This window comes from Roseovarius sp. EC-HK134, from assembly GCF_902498815.1.
Classification (GTDB): domain Bacteria; phylum Pseudomonadota; class Alphaproteobacteria; order Rhodobacterales; family Rhodobacteraceae; genus Roseovarius; species Roseovarius mucosus_A.
Genome location: NZ_LR701544.1, coordinates 2,819,019 through 2,835,665, shown reverse-complemented (window position 1 = coordinate 2,835,665; position 16,647 = coordinate 2,819,019). Strand labels below are relative to the sequence as shown.

Here is a 16,647-nt window from a genome sequence, read left to right as displayed (position 1 = left end):
TATACCCATGCATAAAACGCATAAGAACTATGCAATAAACTCGCCTTGCGAGAACGATAGGTGGGGATTACCTGCGGCTCAGAAACAGACATGCTCTGTCCCCTCATTCACTAGGAATAAAATCATGGCCGCTCTTGATAGCACCCGCTCACACGCTTCTCACGCCGGTTTCGGCGCAATCTTTGCCCGCGCCTTCTCGGTTCTTGCTGCATGGAACGAACGTCGCGCCACCCGCGCCGCCCTGTCGCGCCTCTCGGATCGCGAACTTGACGACATCGGCCTGAGCCGTGGCGACATTGATCTGGTGGCACGCCAGATCTGATCACTGTCTCAGATCACATGAAAAAGCCCGCGCCGGTATCAACCGCGCGGGTTTTTTTCTGTCCAGTTCGCCTGCGTTCAGCGCAGGATCGGCCGAATATAGGTCGAAAGCAGTTCACTGACCGGATCAGTCTGCATCACAACGGCGCCCGCCTGTTCCACAATGCTGCCTTGCGCCAATTGCGCCAGCCGATCACCATAGAGCGGCGCGCCCAAATGCGCGATGATCACCGCCTTGAAAAAGGTAAAACCAAGCGCGAGATAGAAAAGACCGCGAAGGGGAAGTCCGCTCTTGCGGCGCTTGGGGCGGAAAATGATCAGACCGTCTTTGCCGACTTTGCTGACATAGCCCTGCGCCAGTCGCGTGCGCTTGCGGCCAATCGCCTTAAGGCGCGAGTCGAACCCCTGAAATGCGTCACTCATATCGAGACATCCCATTATCACGACCCCCACCGCGATGAGGAAAAGCTAGGTCCAAATTGTGGCAAAACCAAGGCAACCGTGCGGGTCAGCCCCAATCCTGACGCATTTTTATAGACTTTTAGATAGGGTCAACGTGGTCCAGTCACCAATCTCTTCGCGATGCTCAAGACTGTTTCCAAGCGCGCAATAAACGTCGCGCACTTCATCCGCTTGCTCGTTCAAAATACCCGAGAGAATCACCTTACCCCCCGGCGTCAGCGCCGCCGTGATCCCCGGTGCCAGCAGGATTAACGGCCCTTTCAGGATATTGGCAAAAACCAGATCATAAGGTGCCGCAGCACTCAGGCGCGGATGCTCCAGCCCTTCGGCTTCGATACACTCCACCCGCCCCTCCAGCGCATTGGCCGTGACATTGGCGTTCGCCACTTCAACCGCCACCGCGTCGATATCGCTGGCCAGCATCACACCGGGCCAGATCCGTGCCGCCGCCATCGCGAGCACCGCCGTGCCGCATCCCAGATCGAGCACCGACCGCCCAACAAAGCCGGTATGCGCCAAACGATCCAGCGCCTTGAGACAGCCCTGCGTTGTGCCATGATGCCCGGTGCCAAAGGCCATCGCCGCCTCTATCAAAAGCGGCTCGCAATCCTGGGGCACCTTATCGGCATCATGGCTGCCATAGACAAAGAACCGCCCTGCCACGACGGGCGTTAAATCCCGGCGTACCTTGGCCACCCAATCCACCTCGGGCAGTTCGGAGATAACAAAGGGCTTGGCCCCGTGCATCTTGGCCAAAAGCGCCAGCGCCACCTCATCGGGGGCCGTCTCGAAATAGGCACCGATTTCCCAAAGGCCCGATCCATCCTCCATCTCGAACGAGCCAACTCCGGTTGGCTCCGGCTCCAGATGTTCCAACGCTTCGGTCAGCGCCTCGGCATTGGCGCGTCCGGGCAGGGTAGTGAGGGCGGTATAGGTCGGCATGCAGTTTCCTTTTCAGAGGATCGGGATCATTCGGCGGGGGCGGGCAGAAACCGGGCAAAGATCGTCTCATTGCCCGGCTCCGGATGGCGCGGGATCAACAGCGCAAGGCCAAAGGAAATTCCCGCCATACCCGCCGCCCCAAAAAACACTGCCGCAGGCGACACCAACCACAGATAGCCCAGTGCCGCAGGCAGAAACACCGCCGCAATATGGTTGATGGTAAAAGCCACGGCCGCGGTGGGCGCAATATCACCGGGATCGGCAATCTTCTGAAAATAGGTCTTGAGCGCCAGAGCCAGCGAAAACAGGATATGGTCGATCACATAGAGCGTCGCCGCCAGCACCACGCCCCAACCAAAGAAATAGATGCCACCATAGGCCAGAAACACAATCGCCAGCCCGGCATATTCAAACATCAGCGTGCGCCGCTCGCCAAAGTGAAACACGGCCTTGCCCATCAGCGGTGCAAAAATCATGTTGACCACAAGATTGATGAGAAAGAGTGCTGTCACCTCATGCACCTCAAAGCCGAATTTCTCGACCATCATGAAGCCCGCAAAGACGATGAAAATCTGCCGCCGCGCGCCCGCCATGAATTGCAACGCATAATAAAGCCAATAGCGCCGCCGCAGCACCATCTTTTTGAGTTGCGGATTGGGGGCCTCGAACCGGGGATAGGCCATCAGACAGAACACCGCGATCACCGCCGTAAATCCGCCCGAGACCATGTAAACGAAATTATAGCTCAGATCAAAGGCCTGCCACGTCAGCACAATAAGAACATAGGCCACCAGCGTCGCCGCCGATCCCCCCGCCATCAACCAGCCCAGCATCTGCGGCGCACGCAGCTTGTCCAGCCATTGCAATTGCAGAGATTGGTTCACCGTCTCGAAATAGTGAAACCCGATAGAGCTGAGCATGGTGATCGCAAGAATTCCACCGAGACTTGGGAAATGGGCGGTAATCGCGGTCGCCACCCCCAAAAGAAGCAACGACACCAGCGCGAGCACCTGCTCATGCATGAACATGATCAGCGCGATCACGCCAATCGCCAGAAATCCGGGGATTTCCCGCACCGTATGCAGCCAGCCGATATCAGAGCCGTTGAACCCGGCCACTTCGATCACGAAATTATTGAGCAGCGCCGACCACGTGGCAAAGGCCACCGGCATCGCGGCAGCCATCAGAAAGAGCAGCGTGACAGGCCTGCGCCAGAACGGCAGCTCTTGCGCTCTGCCCAAGGGAAACTGTGGTCTCATGGTTTTCCTTTACGCCCAAGACGCTGGCTTGGCGAGAGGCTGCGCCATGGTCCGCTTCAATAAAAACTCTGCGGATCAATATCGACCGTCAGGCGCATTTGCGCAGGCAACCGCACCTGCGCAATCCACTCGGACACCGCCGCCTGTATCGCCGCCCCCTTGGGGGCCTTGACCAACAGACGCACCCTGTGCCGCCCCCGGATACGGGCAATGGGTGCTGGTGCCGGGCCAAAGACCTGCGCCCCCACCGCCCGAATGGGCCCGTCACGCCGCGCCAGCGCCTCGCCCAGATCGAACACCGCCTGCATATCGGGGGAACTGAGGATAATCCCCGCCATGCGACCGTAGGGCGGCACCCCCGCCTGCCTGCGCCCCTCGGCCTCGGCGCGCCAAAATCCCTCTTCATCGCCGGCCAGAATGGCGCGAATGACCGGATGCTCGGGCTGAAACGTCTGCAAAAGCGCGCGCCCGGCCCGCTCTGCCCGGCCCGCACGCCCCGCCACCTGCCGCATCAACTGAAACGTCCGCTCGGCGGCGCGCAGGTCAGAGCCTTGCAGGCCCAAATCGGAATCAATCACCCCCACCAGCGTCAGCAGCGGAAAATTATGCCCTTTTGCAACCAGTTGCGTGCCGATGATGATGTCGGCCGCCCCTTGGGCAATCTCGACAATCTGCTCTTTCAAGGCCCGCGCAGAACCAAACAAATCCGACGACAGCACCGCAATCCGCGCCTGTGGGAATAGCGCTGCCGCCTCTTCTGCCAGCCGTTCCACCCCCGGACCGACCGCCGCCAGCTTGCCCGCGACACCACAGGCGGGGCAGGCCTCGGGCATGGCGGCACTCTCGCCACATTGGTGGCAGATCAGCCGCTTTTGGAACCGATGCTCGACCATCCGCGCATCGCAGTGATCGCATCCGATCTGATGCCCGCAGGCTCGGCAGATCGTCGTCGGCGCATAGCCGCGCCGGTTGAGGAACAAAAGCGCTTGCTCTCCTGCCGCTACCCGCGCATTGACCGCCGCCTGCAATGTGGGCGAAATCCAGCGGTTTGACGGCAGCGTTTCCGCCCGCATGTCGATCGCCGCCAATTCCGGCATCACCGCAACGCCGAACCGGGCATCCAGATCAAGCCGCTCATATTTCCCGGCCTCTGCATTGGCCCAGCTTTCAAGGCTTGGCGTGGCCGAGGCCAGAACCACCCGCGCCCCACACAGGCTTGCCCGCAAGACCGCCATATCGCGCGCATGATAAAGCGCGCCATCCTCTTGCTTGTAGGAGGTGTCGTGTTCCTCATCGACCACGATCAGCGCGAGGTTCTGAAACGGCAAGAACAGCGCCGAACGCGCGCCCACCACCATCTGTGCGCCCCCCTGCCCGACCATTTTCCACACCCGCCGCCGCTCGGTCATGGTGACGCCGGAATGCCATTCTGCCGGGCGCGTGCCAAACCGCACCTCGACCCGCGTCAGGAACTCTGCCGTCAACGCGATCTCGGGCAAGAGCACCAGCGCTTGCCCCCCTTGGCGCAGCGCCTCGGCCACCGCCTCGAGATAGACCTCCGTCTTGCCCGATCCGGTCACACCGCGCAAAAGCGTCGTGCCATAGCTGCCTGCCTGCAACCCCATGCGCAACCGCGCCGCCGCCGCCGCCTGATCCTCGGTCAGCGCCTTGGCGGGCAGGTCAGGATCAAGCGGGACAAAGGGCGTATCGCGCGGCGTGTCTTCTTCGAGCACAGCCCCTTGCGCCACCAACGCCTTGACGACCGAGGATGTCACCCCCGCCAGATCACTCACCTCTTTTAGCGTGAACCCAAGCCCGCCATGATCGCGCAGCACCTCCAGCACCCGCGCGCGGGCATCGGTCAGGCGCGCAGGCTCTGTGTCGCCCAGACGGTAAATCTTTTGCATCGAGGGCGGATCGCTCAGCCCCGGTGCGCGTGTGGCCAGCCGCAGCATCGCAGGCAGCGGCGTCAGCGTATACTCGCCCGCCCGGCGCAGAAACTCCTGCATCTCGACGCGCATCGGGGCCACATCGAGCACACGGCCAATGCCGCGCGCCTTCTTGAGGTCAAAGCCGCCACGCCCCGGCCCCCAGACCACGCCCAATACCCGGCGCGGGCCCAGCGGCACCTCGACAAAGGCCCCGGTCCTCACGCCCCCCTCAGGGGCCAGATAGTCTAGCGGCCCCTCCAAGGGCTGCGCGGTCAGCACGGCCACCAATGTGCCCTCGTCGTAAAAGTCGGGCGAGGCTTGGGTCAACGGGCGGCTCCTGTCGCATGAGGGGTTTCGGCTTGCGCCCCCATGAGGTAAACGCTTCGCCAAGCAAACCCAACCCGCCACAGAGGGCCCTCCCATGAAATTCTTTGTCGATACCGCCGAAACCGATCAAATCGCCGAACTCAATGACCTTGGCATGGTGGACGGCGTCACCACCAACCCGTCGCTCATTCTGAAATCCGGGCGCGACATTCTCGAAGTCACCAAAGAGATTGCCGAAATGGTCGATGGCCCGGTCAGCGCCGAAGTTGTGGCGCTCACCGCCGACGAGATGATTGCCGAGGGGCGCAAACTTGCGGCCATCGCAGGCAATATCGCCGTCAAGGTGCCGCTCACATGGGATGGCCTCAAGGCGTGCAAGGTGCTCTCGGGCGAGGGGCATATGGTCAATGTGACGCTCTGCTTTTCCGCCAATCAGGCGCTCTTGGCGGCCAAGGCGGGGGCCACGTTCATTTCCCCCTTCATCGGGCGGCTGGATGACATCAACCTCGACGGGATGGAATTGATCGCCGATATCCGCACGATCTATGACAACTACGGGTTCGAGACCCAGATCCTCGCGGCCTCGATCCGCACCGTCAATCACGCCTTTCAGGCCGCTCATATCGGCGCAGATGTGATGACAGCGCCCCCGTCCGTGATCAAGAAAATGGCAGAGCATCCGCTGACCGATCAGGGGCTCAAGACCTTTATGGCCGATTGGGAAAAGACCGGTCAGAAAATCCTCTAATCTCGCTTTCGTGGACAGAGGACAGGCGGATCAAGGGGGGCTCTCGAGCGCCCCTTTTTCTTGCGGGGATCAGCCGCATGGACGCCTCTCGCCGCCCGTCCTATACATCGGGGATCGTGGTCCACTAGGGCACGCCCCTGCCACCCGACAGACACATGAGGACAGTCATGAAACAGCTTGCCTTGGCCCTTTTGGCGACATTGTCGCTTTGCGGCGCGGCCCAAGCCCATAGCGTCAAGAAAGACGCGATCGAAATCATCCACCCCCATATCAACGAGCCCTTCGCCGGGGCCAGATCAGCGGCGGCCTATATGGCCATCAGCAATGAGGGCGAGACCGCGATTCGCCTGATTGGCATCGACACCGCCGCCGCCAAAGTAACCTCCCTGCACACCACCGAACATGGCAGCGACGGGGTGGCGCGGATGCAGCCGATTGCCGGGATCGACATCCCCGCAGGCGAAACCGTGGTGCTGGAGCCGGGTGGCATGCATGTGATGCTCATGGGCCTGACCGCCCCACTCAAAGAAGGTGATATGGTGCCCGCGACCTTCCTTTTCGAGCAGATGGGTCCGGTTGAGGTCGAATTCATGGTCGATCCGACCGATGGCGTGGATCATTCCAAGATGGGTCACTGACCCCCAAACAGGGCGCCTGCATGTTGCATCCGATCAAATTCACATCGCCCCGGCCCCAAGCCGGGGCCTCTGCTCTGCGTCGGAGAGGTCCCGGGTCAAGCCCGGGACGGTTTTTGATCGGGCGCGACACACGCTAGACAGAAAAAGAGGGGGCACTAGGCCCCCTCGAGTCTCGCGGATCGGGTGTCATTCACTGCCCGACTATGGTTGTTGCCTGCTTCCGATCCGCGTCCGGGGCGAGCGCACCCGCCCCTGAACTTCGAGTTGGGGCGAACGGATCCGCCCCAACAATTTACTTCGGTTTGTTCGGCCGCTGAGTTAGCGCCGACGCCGCTGCTGATTTGGCAGCAGGCGAGGACTTCGGATCGCGAAGCACTTTAGCGGCTGCAGAAGCCACTTTTGCGCTCGTCACCTCAGAGTTTTTGCTTCGAGCCACGCTCAAAACTCCTCTTTTCCACAGGACGCTTGGGGATAACCCATGTATTTCCTGTGGGTTAGCAGCGCGTCATTGATCACCGAACTCATACGTGTTTCACCTCACGCATCGGCCTGGTTAGACCGACTTGGTTAATCCCTCGCCCGCACTGTTTAAGCGGGGGATAAGCCGGGGCGCGGAGTTGCAGCTCCGCGCTCCAACCCTCAATCTCCTCAGCTACACCCGCTTGTCGCACCACAGGTGTTGCACTTCATGCAGGTCCCGTTGCGCACCAGCGTGTAGTTGCCGCAATCGCCGCAGGCCTCGCCTTCGTAGCCTTGAAGCCGCGCCTTGGTGCGGGCATCCATGCTGACCGAGCCAGAGGCGACCGCCGTTGTCGTGGTCATCGCCGCCGACACGGTGGCTGTTGCCGTCTCGGGGACCAGCGTGGCCAGCATGGTCATCGGGTCCATGCCATCGCCTGCGGCGCGGGCGAGGGTCTGACCGCCCTGAAACACCACCAACTCTTGCGGCAGACGCTTGCGCAGATAGCCCGTTGAACTGATCTGCTTGAGCACTTCCAGCGAACGGCTGGCCGCGGCCTCGCTCATCTCCGAGACATTGCGCACGCCTTCTTCCTCGCCGCGCCCCAGATCGTCAAACGACGCGCCCGAGGGTTTGACATGCGCCAGATCGGTGCGATCCAGATAGCTTACCGCCAATTCGCGGAAGATATAGTCAAGGATCGAGGTGGCGTTCTTGATGCTGTCATTGCCCTGCACCATGCCTGCTGGCTCGAACTTGGTGAAGGTGAAGGCATCGACGAATTCCTCCAGCGGCACACCGTATTGCAGACCAACCGACACGGCGATGGCAAAGTTGTTCATCATCGCCCGGAACCCTGCACCTTCTTTGTGCATGTCGATAAAGATTTCACCCAGCTTGCCATCTTCATATTCGCCGGTGCGCAAGTAAACCTTGTGACCGCCGACAATGGCCTTTTGCGTATAGCCCTTACGGCGCTCCGGCAGCTTCTCGCGGTGCGATTTCTGGATTTCCTTGATGATCACCTTTTCGACGATCTTCTCGGCCAGCACCTGCGCCTTTTGCTGCGGCGTGCCGGATTCGAGGATTTCGGCGGCCTCGTCATCATCCTCAACCAAACTTGCCGCAAGCGGCTGGCTCAGCTTCGATCCATCGCGATAAAGCGCATTCGCCTTGACACCCAAGGACCACGACAGCTCATAGGCTTTCTGACAATCCTCGATCGTGGCGTCATTGGCCATGTTGATGGTCTTGGAAATCGCCCCCGAGATAAACGACTGCGCCGCCGCCATCATGGTGATATGGCTCTCGACGCCAAGATAGCGCTTGCCCTTCTTGCCGCAGGGGTTGGCGCAGTCAAAGACGTGGTAATGATCCGCGTTGAGATAGGGCGCGCCCTCCAATGTCATCGTGCCGCACACATGGTCGTTGGCCAATTCGACATCGCGCTTGGAATAACCCAGATGCGCCAGAATATCGAACGTCGGATCGTTCAGCTTTTCCGTCGGGATGCCCAGAACATTGGTGCAGAACTCCGCGCCCAGCGTCCACTGGTTGAACACGAACCGGATGTCAAAGGCAGAGCCGAGCGCGGCATCCACCTTGGCCAATTCATTGGGACCAAAGCCGTGGCCAATCAACGACGTGTGGTTGATCCCCGGCGCATTGCCGATAGTGCCATGGCCCACCGCATAGCTTACGATTTCCTCGATCTGCGCCGGACCATAGCCCAGCTTTTCCAAGGCGGCAGGCACCGACTGGTTGATGATCTTGAAATAGCCACCGCCCGCCAGTTTCTTGAACTTGACCAGCGCGAAATCAGGCTCGATCCCGGTGGTATCGCAATCCATCACAAGACCGATGGTGCCCGTCGGCGCGATGACCGAAGTCTGCGCATTGCGGTAGCCGTGCTTTTCGCCCAGCTTCAGCGCCTCGTCCCAAGATGCCATCGCCAGATCAACGAGCCGCGCATCCGGGCAATTCTTGTGATCGAGCGGCACGGGTTTCACCGCCAGCCCTTCATACCCCTCGGTCGCGCCATAGGCGGCGTTGCGGTGGTTGCGGATCACGCGCAGCATATGCTTGCTGTTGCGCTTGTAGCCCGCAAAGGCCCCCAACTCTCCGGCCATCTCGGCACTTGTGGCATAGGCCACGCCGGTCATGATCGCGGTCAGCGCCCCACACAGCGCGCGGCCCTCGTCGCTGTCATAGCCAAAGCCCATGTTCATCAGCAAACCGCCGATGTTGGCATAGCCCAGACCCAGCGTGCGGAACTCATAGCTGAGTTGTGCGATTTCCTTGGACGGGAACTGCGCCATCGTCACCGAGATTTCCAGCGTCACGGTCCACAGGCGCGTGGCGTGCATATAGGCATCGGCATCAAACTTGCCGTCCCCAAAGAACTTCAACAGGTTCATCGACGCCAGGTTACAGGCGGTATCGTCGAGGAACATGTATTCCGAACAGGGGTTGGAGCCCCGGATTTCGCCATCCTCCGGGCAGGTGTGCCAGGCGTTGACGGTGTCGTGATACTGAATACCCGGATCAGCGCAGGCCCAGGCCGCGTGGCCCACATCTTCCCACAGATCGCGCGCCTTGATCGTCTTGGCAACGGACCCATCGGTGCGGTTGATCAGCGCCCAATCGGCATCATCCTTGACCGCCTTCAGAAACGCATCGGTGACGCGGATCGAATTGTTGGAATTCTGGCCCGACACGCTGGCATAGGCCTCTGAATCCCAATCTGTGTCATAGGTCGGGAATTCGATGCTCTCATAGCCTTGCCGTGCGTAATCCAGCACCCGCTTGACATAGGTCTCGGGGATTTGCACCTGCTTGGCGCCACGAATGGCCGCTTTCAGCTGCTCGTTCTTCTTGGGATCAACCGCATCCTCAGAGCTGCCATCCCAAGCGCGGATCGCGGCGAAAATCTGGTTGAGCTTCTGCTCGTGCATCTTGGACCCGGCCACGATGCTGGCAACCTTCTGCTCTTCCTTGACCTTCCAGTTGATGAATTCCTGAATATCGGGATGGTCGGCATCACAGATCACCATCTTGGCCGCGCGCCGCGTGGTGCCGCCCGATTTGATCGCCCCCGCCGCGCGGTCACCGATTTTCAAGAACCCCATAAGGCCAGACGACTTGCCACCACCCGACAGCTTTTCGCCCTCGGCGCGCAGGCTGCTGAAATTAGTGCCGGTGCCAGAGCCGTATTTGAACAGCCGCGCTTCACGCACCCAGAGGTCCATGATGCCGCCATCGCCCACCAGATCGTCTTTGACCGACTGGATAAAGCAGGCATGCGGCTGCGGATGCTCATAGGCCGAGGTGGATTTGGTCAGCTCGCCGGTTTGGAAATCAACGTAGTAGTGCCCTTGGCTCGGACCGTCGATACCATAGGCCCAATGCAGGCCGGTGTTGAACCACTGCGGGCTGTTGGGCGCAGCCATCTGGCGCGCCAGCATATAGCGCATCTCGTCGAAATAGGCGCGGGCATCGGCCTCTTTGGTGAAATAGCCACCCTTCCAGCCCCAATAGCACCAGGCACCCGCAAGCCGGTCAAATACCTGCTTGGCGCTGGTTTCGCCGCCAAAACCATCATTGTCCGCTGCCGGAACGGACCGCCACAGGAACTCGGGCACACCCTCTTCCTTGACCTTTTCGATGCGGTTCGGAATGCCCGCCTTGCGGAAATATTTTTGCGCGATCACGTCGCTTGCAACTTGGCTCCAGCCGCGGGGCACCTCGATGTCATCCAGCCGGAACACCGTTGTGCCATCCGGATTGCGGATTTCGGAACTCGTGGTCACGAACTCAAGCGCTGCATAGGCGTCTTGTCCGGCGGTGGTGAATTTTCTTTCGATCTTCATGTCTTCTGCCCCATCGCAATCGTTTTTCAGGCCTTTGGCCCCGTGTGATTTTCAGGCGTCTCGCCTGATGTGAGTCGGTCGTTTCAACCTTGAACGGTGGCGGTTTGGCGCCCTGAAACGCCCTCTGGCCATGCCGTGCGGAGTGGTCGCTATCTCGTCGTCCTGAGTGTTGGTGTCATGTCCCTGCCGGGGCGAGCCACTATATGTTGTGGCCTTGCTGCCCGTCCACACAAACTGACGTATATTGCCATAGGCGGTCAACGAAAACTTTTCGGATTTTGGCAGAAAAATCGTTTGACTATGTCTCAGGTCACGCCCCCCCGGACGCGGACATGATTCATCCACAGGCGGCCCCGCAAAGAAGCCGTTATTTCCGGCACATTTGCCGGGCATAGCTGCAAAAGAGGTTGAAGTTTGGCGCGCCGGGCGTTTGTCGAAAAATGCGGCGCGCGCACACCCAAAGGCACAGACCCCAGAGGGTCTTAGTTGTGCACTTGTGGGTAAAATGGTCGGGGCGATAGGATTCGAACCTACGACCCCCTGTTCCCAAAACAGGTGCGCTACCAAACTGCGCTACGCCCCGGACCGTGCGCCTGCATACTGAGGATTACTGGGCTTGAAAAGCCAAAAACAGGCCTCGCGCTGCTTTATTGGCTTTCAGAGCAGGGCCAAGCGGCCTTGCTCTGATCAATCGCGGCGTGCCGCATGGTCCAGCCCTCGGAAATACCGATTTTTCGCGCCAGACCACCGTTGATTTCCAACACTGCCAGGATGTCTTGGCCCCCAAAAATCGGCGACTCGTCCAAGGGCTGTGCTTCGTGATGCACTTTTTTCACGGTGCCAGTCTCGTCCATGAAAATCATGTCGAGCGGAATCAAGGTGTTTTTCATCCAAAATCCGACCGCTTGCGGCTCGGGATAGACAAAGAGCATGCCCGCGCTCATCGCCATACTCTCGCGGTTCATCAGGCCTTGGGCACGCTCCGCCTTGTCATCGGCGACCTCCACACTGAAGCGGGCGCTGCCGGCATCACTGCGCAACATCACCACATCCTCACGGCAGGTTTCAGCCGCTGCTGTGCTCGCCAAACCGGCAAGCACAACCGCCGCTATCATTCGGACAATTTTACCGCCGTTTCCCATCCACATACCTCGGTTGCCATCCGCCCCCTTTTACCATCAATCACACGGATTGCCAGCGCCTCACCGGGCTGAACATCCGCAAGACCAGAGCGGCGCAAAACCTCGATATGCACGAAAACATCTTCGTCGCGACCAAAGGTATTGGCAAAGCCAAATCCTTTGCCTTTGTCGAACCATTTCACGCGCGCGGGCTGCAACGGAGCATTTCGAATGATCTCGGGATCAATCTCATCGAGATCAGCAAGCCCTGTGTGTTCAAGATCATCGGGCGGTGAAATCGTATGCACCGCCACTGCTTGCCGACCGCGCTCGGTCTGCTGAACATCCAATTCCACCCCGGCGCGATCCGCAACCGAACTTTGCCCAAAGTTCCTAAGAACATTGGCATGAAGCAAAATATCCGGGCCGCCTTCATCGGCAATTACAAACCCAAACCCTTTAACAGGGTCAAACCACTTAACACGCCCCTTTATTCTGCGAATATCATCATCCTGTGTCGTCACTTTTTCCTACCTAACAGCCTTCATCCCCAAGACTGCATTACACTTGCGTTATATTCACCCCCGCTTGCAAGTGGTTAATAATCAATAACTTCAATGCATTGCATTTCACGCAACGTGAAATTCATGGGTTCAGTCGTTGAATTTTCCAGCTTTCCCCTATGTCCGAGCGCCGCCAGACAAACCGATCATGCAGGCGAAACGCCCCATCCGCCCAGAATTCGATTTCGACCGGCGTGATCTTGAAACCGCCCCAAAACGGCGGTCGCGGCGGATTCGGTCCTTTCTGCGCGGTGATCTTCGCGACTTTCGCCATCAAGGTCGTCCGGCTGTCGAGCGGCTGCGATTGTTCCGACGCCCAAGCACCAAGCCGGCTCTTGAGCGAGCGCGACGCATAATACGCATCCGCACCCTCACCCTCCTCGCGACTCACCATACCACGAATGCGGACCTGACGGCGCAAGGATTTCCAATGCAGCACCATCGCCGCCTTGGGGTTGGCCGCGAGCTCCCGCCCCTTGGCGCTGTTGTAATTGGTGTAAAACACAAATCCGTCGTCGGAGATTTCCTTGAGCAACACCATCCGCACATTCGGCAACCCGTCGGCATCCACCGTGGACAGCGCCACAGCATTGGGGTCGTTCGGTTCTGATTTCTCTGCCTCGGCCAACCAGCCTCTGGCAATCTCAAAGGGGTCGTCGCCTGCAAAGTGTCCGTCGCGTTCCATGAGATCTCTTATTCCTGTCTGCGAATTCTCGCGCATATGTTTCCATATGTGTCAAACTAGTGTTCCCAACGGCATTTGACACCGCGCCAGCAAAAATGACCAGCCCTTGATGCAATCCCCCCAATCGCCTAAAGGTCAGAAAAATCTGATGGTCGGGGGCTGGGAATGTCGAACAATCTGATGGCGGGAAAACGCGGGCTCATCATGGGGCTCGCCAATGACAAATCAATCGCCTGGGGCATTGCCCGCGCCTGCGCCAATGCGGGGGCGGAACTGGCGTTCAGCTATCAGGGCGATGCTCTGAAAAAGCGGGTTGATCCGCTGGCGGCTGAGCTGGGTTCGACCATCGTATTGCCCTGCGATGTCGGCAATATGGCCTCTGTCGATCAGCTCTTTGTCGATCTGGGCACCCATTGGGACAGCCTCGACTTTGTTGTTCACGCCATCGGCTTTTCCGACAAGAACGAATTGCGCGGGCGCTATGTTGATACGAGCCGCGACAATTTCCTGATGACGATGGATATCTCGGTCTATTCCTTCACCGCCGTAATGCAACGCGCCGAAAAGATGATGGGCGAGGGCGGATCGGCCCTTACCCTCACCTATTATGGCGCCGAACAGGTCATGCCGCATTACAACGTGATGGGTGTCGCCAAAGCGGCGCTTGAGGCCTCTGTCAAATATATGGCCGAGGATTTGGGCAAAGACGGCATTCGCGTCAACGCCATCAGCGCGGGGCCGATCAAGACGCTGGCCGCCTCGGGCATCGGCGATTTCCGCTATATCCTGAAATGGAACGAATTGAACTCACCGCTGCGCCGCAACGTGACCATCGACGACGTCGGCCGCTCCGCGCTTTACCTGCTCAGCGATCTGGGCTCTGGCGTGACCGGCGAGACGCTGCATGTCGATGCGGGCTATCACATTGTTGGCATGAAGGCCGTAGACGCCCCCGACATCGACGCCACCTGAGAGGTTCGTACATGACCGCGCTCGATCTTTTGGCTTTCAACGCGGTTCTGGCCGCCGCCATTCTCAGCCCCGGTCCCGCCCTGCTCTTTGCCCTGCGCACCGCCCTTGCCGATGGGCGCGCGGCGGGTATTGCGGCGGGCCTGGGCCTGGGCCTTGTCGCGGCACTCTGGACACTGGCGGCGCTCTTGGGGCTAGAGGCGCTTTTTACTCTCTTCCCTTGGGCCTATATCATCCTCAAAATCGCGGGCGCGGCCTATCTGCTCTATATCGCGTGGACCACGTGGCGTGCCGCGCGCCAGCCCGTGAATGAGGGCCCACGCAAACCGCGCGGGCGGGCCTTTCTTGACGGGGTGCTGATCAATCTCGGCAATCCCAAATCGGTGCTGTTCGCGGCCTCTGTGCTTGTGGTGATCTTTCCCAAGGGCCTTACAGCCTCGGAAATTGCCCTCATCACTGTTAATCACATGCTGGTCGAATGGCTATTTTACGCAGGCTTTGCCACGCTTCTCAGCGGCGCTGCGGCGCGTCGCGCCTATCTGGGCGCGAAACCGATCATCGACCGCGCGGCGGCCCTATTGCTGGGCGCGCTCGGGCTGAAACTTCTCTTGAGCAGGTAACACCATGATGGACCGCCTCCCCCATGAAAAAGGCTTTCACGTAAGCTGGGACCAGTTGCACCGCGATGCCCGCGCGCTTGCATGGCGGCTCCAGAGCGAGGCCCCCGAAGGTGGGTGGCGCGCAGTGGTGGCCATCACGCGGGGCGGCATGGCCCCCGCGATGATCGTCGCACGCGAATTGGACATTCGCACCGTCGATACGATCAGCGTCAAATCCTACAACCATCAGGCCCAGACCGCCCCTGTCGTGATCAAATCGCCCGACATGTCGATCATCGGCGACGGCGCGGGCGTGCTCATCGTCGATGACCTTGTGGATACCGGCCGCACGCTTGAGGTGGTGCGCCAGCATATGCCGCGCGCCCATGTTGCCACCGTCTACGCCAAGCCGATGGGCCGCGCGCAGGTCAACACCTTCGTGACCGAGGTCAGCCAGGATACGTGGATTTTCTTTCCGTGGGATATGGCCCTGCAATATGTCGAACCCTACCGGGGCGCCTGACATGATCAATCCGCCCCGCACCGCCTGCACCTTTTCGCCCCCTGTCATGGAGGCGCGGCGCTGGCTGGACGGGGTGACATTCCCGCCCCATCGCCCGCTCATCAATGTAAGCCAAGCCGCCCCCGTGGCCCCGCCCCCCGAGGCACTGCGCCGCGCGGTGGCCGAAGCGGCACTGAATGAGCCGCAGGCGCATCTTTATGGCCCCGTGCTGGGCCTACCTGACCTGCGTGCCGAAGTGGCGGCGCAGTGGTCCGCCACCTATGGCGGCAGCATCGCACCCGCCGAGGTCGCCATCACCTCTGGCTGCAATCAGGCCTTTTGCGCGGCGATCACGACCCTTTGCGCAGAAGGGGATGAGGTTATCCTTCCAACCCCTTGGTATTTCAATCATAAAATGTGGCTCGATATGGCGGGCGTGCGCGCTGTCCCGCTGGCTGCGGGCGCGGAACTCTTGCCCGATCCGGATCACGCGGCGGCGCTCATCACGCCCCGCACCCGCGCCATCGTGCTCGTTACCCCCAACAATCCGGGCGGCGTGGAATATCCCGCCGACCTCACACATGCGTTCTACACTTTGGCCAAAGAGCGCGGTCTTGCCCTTATCGTCGATGAAACCTACCGCGATTTCGATGCCCGCCCCGGCGCGGGGCACGACCTCTTTCACGATCCCGACTGGGCCGATACGCTCATCCAACTCTATTCCTTTTCCAAGGCGTACCGCCTGACCGGCCACCGCGTGGGCGCAATGGTCGCCTCTCCGACCCGTCTGGCCGAAGTCGAGAAATTCCTCGACACCGTCACGATCTGCCCCAACCAACTGGGTCAGATCGCGGCGCTTTGGGGCATGCGCAATTTGGGGCAATGGCTGGCAGGCGAGCGCGCCGAAATCCTCGACCGGCGTGCAGCGATCCATGACAACATGCCGAAACTCACCGGCCAAGGCTGGCGGCTTTTGGGATGCGGTGCGTATTTCGCCTATATGGCGCATCCTTTCGCGATGGACTCGCATCACTTGGCGCAGGCGCTCGTGCCCGAGGCGGGCGTTCTCTTGCTGCCCGGCACCATGTTCCGCCCGTCTGATGACCCGCAGGGCACGCGTGAGTTGCGTGTGGCCTTCGCCAATCTTGATCGTGCCGGGATCGACACGCTCTTTGACCGGCTGGCTGCCCTCCGCTGGCCTCTTGTCCAGACCGGCCACAGCGCGTAGACAGTCGCCCAAGCAGGGCACAA

General features: G+C 60.2%; 15 protein-coding genes and 1 tRNA gene. 7 read left to right on the top strand and 9 right to left on the bottom strand.

All coding sequences use genetic code 11. From position 1 onward, the window contains the following. Positions 1–124: 124 nt before the first annotated feature. Positions 125–322, top strand: coding sequence for a DUF1127 domain-containing protein (locus GC127_RS17615; protein ID WP_008282093.1), 198 nt, complete (start codon positions 125–127; stop codon positions 320–322). 77 nt (positions 323–399) lie between these two features. On the opposite strand, the gene GC127_RS17610 is transcribed toward GC127_RS17615, so the two are convergent. The 4 genes from GC127_RS17610 to GC127_RS17595 all read right to left on the bottom strand — a co-directional run bounded on the left by GC127_RS17610 (position 400) and on the right by GC127_RS17595 (position 5,242). Next, entirely contained in the window at positions 400–744 is a 345-nt protein-coding gene (locus GC127_RS17610; RefSeq protein ID WP_037298290.1) for a hypothetical protein, read from the bottom strand. A gap of 108 nt (positions 745–852) precedes the next feature. Next, on the bottom strand, positions 853–1,725 hold the full coding sequence (locus GC127_RS17605; RefSeq protein WP_151979141.1) for a 50S ribosomal protein L11 methyltransferase: 873 nt from the start codon (positions 1,723–1,725) through the stop codon (positions 853–855). Positions 1,726–1,751: 26 nt separating this feature from the next. Then, entirely contained in the window at positions 1,752–2,984 is a 1,233-nt protein-coding gene (locus tag GC127_RS17600; RefSeq protein WP_037298287.1) for an MFS transporter, read from the bottom strand. A 56-nt stretch (positions 2,985–3,040) separates the two neighbouring features. Beyond that, complete coding sequence (locus GC127_RS17595; protein ID WP_151979140.1) at positions 3,041–5,242, bottom strand: primosomal protein N'; 2,202 nt, start codon at positions 5,240–5,242, stop codon at positions 3,041–3,043. 94 nt (positions 5,243–5,336) lie between these two features. Between GC127_RS17595 and fsa the strand changes: the two genes are divergently transcribed. Together fsa and GC127_RS17585 are read left to right on the top strand one after the other, a co-directional pair. After that, positions 5,337–5,990: a fructose-6-phosphate aldolase gene (gene fsa / locus GC127_RS17590; protein WP_081508381.1), complete on the top strand. Its 654-nt coding sequence runs from the start codon at positions 5,337–5,339 to the stop codon at positions 5,988–5,990. 167 nt (positions 5,991–6,157) lie between these two features. Next, complete coding sequence (locus GC127_RS17585; protein ID WP_151979139.1) at positions 6,158–6,628, top strand: copper chaperone PCu(A)C; 471 nt, start codon at positions 6,158–6,160, stop codon at positions 6,626–6,628. Positions 6,629–7,276: 648 nt separating this feature from the next. Here the strand turns inward: GC127_RS17585 and GC127_RS17580 are convergent. The 5 genes from GC127_RS17580 to pdxH form a co-directional block, all read right to left on the bottom strand. Next, the gene (locus GC127_RS17580; RefSeq protein ID WP_151979138.1) at positions 7,277–10,957 is read right to left on the bottom strand and encodes a vitamin B12-dependent ribonucleotide reductase; all 3,681 of its coding nucleotides are present in this window, start codon (positions 10,955–10,957) and stop codon (positions 7,277–7,279) included. Between the two features lie 506 nt (positions 10,958–11,463). Continuing rightward, a tRNA-Pro gene (locus tag GC127_RS17575) sits at positions 11,464–11,540 on the bottom strand. Between the two features lie 64 nt (positions 11,541–11,604). After that, positions 11,605–12,072 (bottom strand): DUF192 domain-containing protein, encoded by a 468-nt coding sequence (locus GC127_RS17570; RefSeq protein ID WP_081508377.1) that lies wholly within the window; start codon positions 12,070–12,072, stop codon positions 11,605–11,607. Beyond that, positions 12,069–12,602 carry a cold-shock protein gene (locus GC127_RS17565; protein WP_081508376.1) on the bottom strand — a complete coding sequence of 178 codons (534 nt, stop codon included), beginning with the start codon at positions 12,600–12,602 and terminating at the stop codon, positions 12,069–12,071. Before GC127_RS17565 ends, GC127_RS17570 begins: the two co-directional genes overlap by 4 nt. Positions 12,603–12,723: 121 nt before the next feature. Continuing rightward, entirely contained in the window at positions 12,724–13,326 is a 603-nt protein-coding gene (pdxH, locus tag GC127_RS17560) for a pyridoxamine 5'-phosphate oxidase (protein WP_151979137.1), read from the bottom strand. Positions 13,327–13,491: 165 nt separating this feature from the next. Between pdxH and fabI the strand changes: the two genes are divergently transcribed. Genes fabI through GC127_RS17540 form a run of 4 tightly spaced genes read left to right on the top strand, consistent with a single transcriptional unit; the run spans position 13,492 to position 16,624 of the window. Next, complete coding sequence (fabI, locus tag GC127_RS17555) at positions 13,492–14,298, top strand: enoyl-ACP reductase FabI (protein ID WP_081508374.1); 807 nt, start codon at positions 13,492–13,494, stop codon at positions 14,296–14,298. An 11-nt stretch (positions 14,299–14,309) separates the two neighbouring features. Further along, on the top strand, positions 14,310–14,915 hold the full coding sequence (locus tag GC127_RS17550; protein WP_151979136.1) for a LysE family translocator: 606 nt from the start codon (positions 14,310–14,312) through the stop codon (positions 14,913–14,915). Between the two features lie 4 nt (positions 14,916–14,919). Continuing rightward, a complete protein-coding gene (gene gpt, locus GC127_RS17545; RefSeq protein ID WP_081508372.1) occupies positions 14,920–15,417 on the top strand; it encodes a xanthine phosphoribosyltransferase in 498 nt (165 codons plus the stop codon). Between the two features lies 1 nt (position 15,418). After that, complete coding sequence (locus GC127_RS17540; RefSeq protein ID WP_151979135.1) at positions 15,419–16,624, top strand: aminotransferase; 1,206 nt, start codon at positions 15,419–15,421, stop codon at positions 16,622–16,624. The last annotated feature ends 23 nt before the right edge of the window (positions 16,625–16,647 follow it).

Excerpts from the sequence above, each read along its gene's own strand:
- GC127_RS17605 (WP_151979141.1), bottom strand. The coding sequence starts at position 1,725 with ATGCCGACCTATACCGCCCTCACTACCCTGCCCGGACGCGCCAATGCC.
- fsa (WP_081508381.1), top strand. The coding sequence starts at position 5,337 with ATGAAATTCTTTGTCGATACCGCCGAAACCGATCAAATCGCCGAACTC.
- GC127_RS17570 (WP_081508377.1), bottom strand. The coding sequence starts at position 12,072 with ATGATAGCGGCGGTTGTGCTTGCCGGTTTGGCGAGCACAGCAGCGGCT.
- GC127_RS17610 (WP_037298290.1), bottom strand. The coding sequence starts at position 744 with ATGAGTGACGCATTTCAGGGGTTCGACTCGCGCCTTAAGGCGATTGGC.
- GC127_RS17600 (WP_037298287.1), bottom strand. The coding sequence starts at position 2,984 with ATGAGACCACAGTTTCCCTTGGGCAGAGCGCAAGAGCTGCCGTTCTGG.
- GC127_RS17615 (WP_008282093.1), top strand. The coding sequence starts at position 125 with ATGGCCGCTCTTGATAGCACCCGCTCACACGCTTCTCACGCCGGTTTC.
- GC127_RS17540 (WP_151979135.1), top strand. The coding sequence starts at position 15,419 with ATGATCAATCCGCCCCGCACCGCCTGCACCTTTTCGCCCCCTGTCATG.
- gpt (WP_081508372.1), top strand. The coding sequence starts at position 14,920 with ATGATGGACCGCCTCCCCCATGAAAAAGGCTTTCACGTAAGCTGGGAC.
- GC127_RS17585 (WP_151979139.1), top strand. The coding sequence starts at position 6,158 with ATGAAACAGCTTGCCTTGGCCCTTTTGGCGACATTGTCGCTTTGCGGC.
- fabI (WP_081508374.1), top strand. The coding sequence starts at position 13,492 with ATGTCGAACAATCTGATGGCGGGAAAACGCGGGCTCATCATGGGGCTC.
- GC127_RS17550 (WP_151979136.1), top strand. The coding sequence starts at position 14,310 with ATGACCGCGCTCGATCTTTTGGCTTTCAACGCGGTTCTGGCCGCCGCC.
- GC127_RS17580 (WP_151979138.1), bottom strand. The coding sequence starts at position 10,957 with ATGAAGATCGAAAGAAAATTCACCACCGCCGGACAAGACGCCTATGCA.
- pdxH (WP_151979137.1), bottom strand. The coding sequence starts at position 13,326 with ATGGAACGCGACGGACACTTTGCAGGCGACGACCCCTTTGAGATTGCC.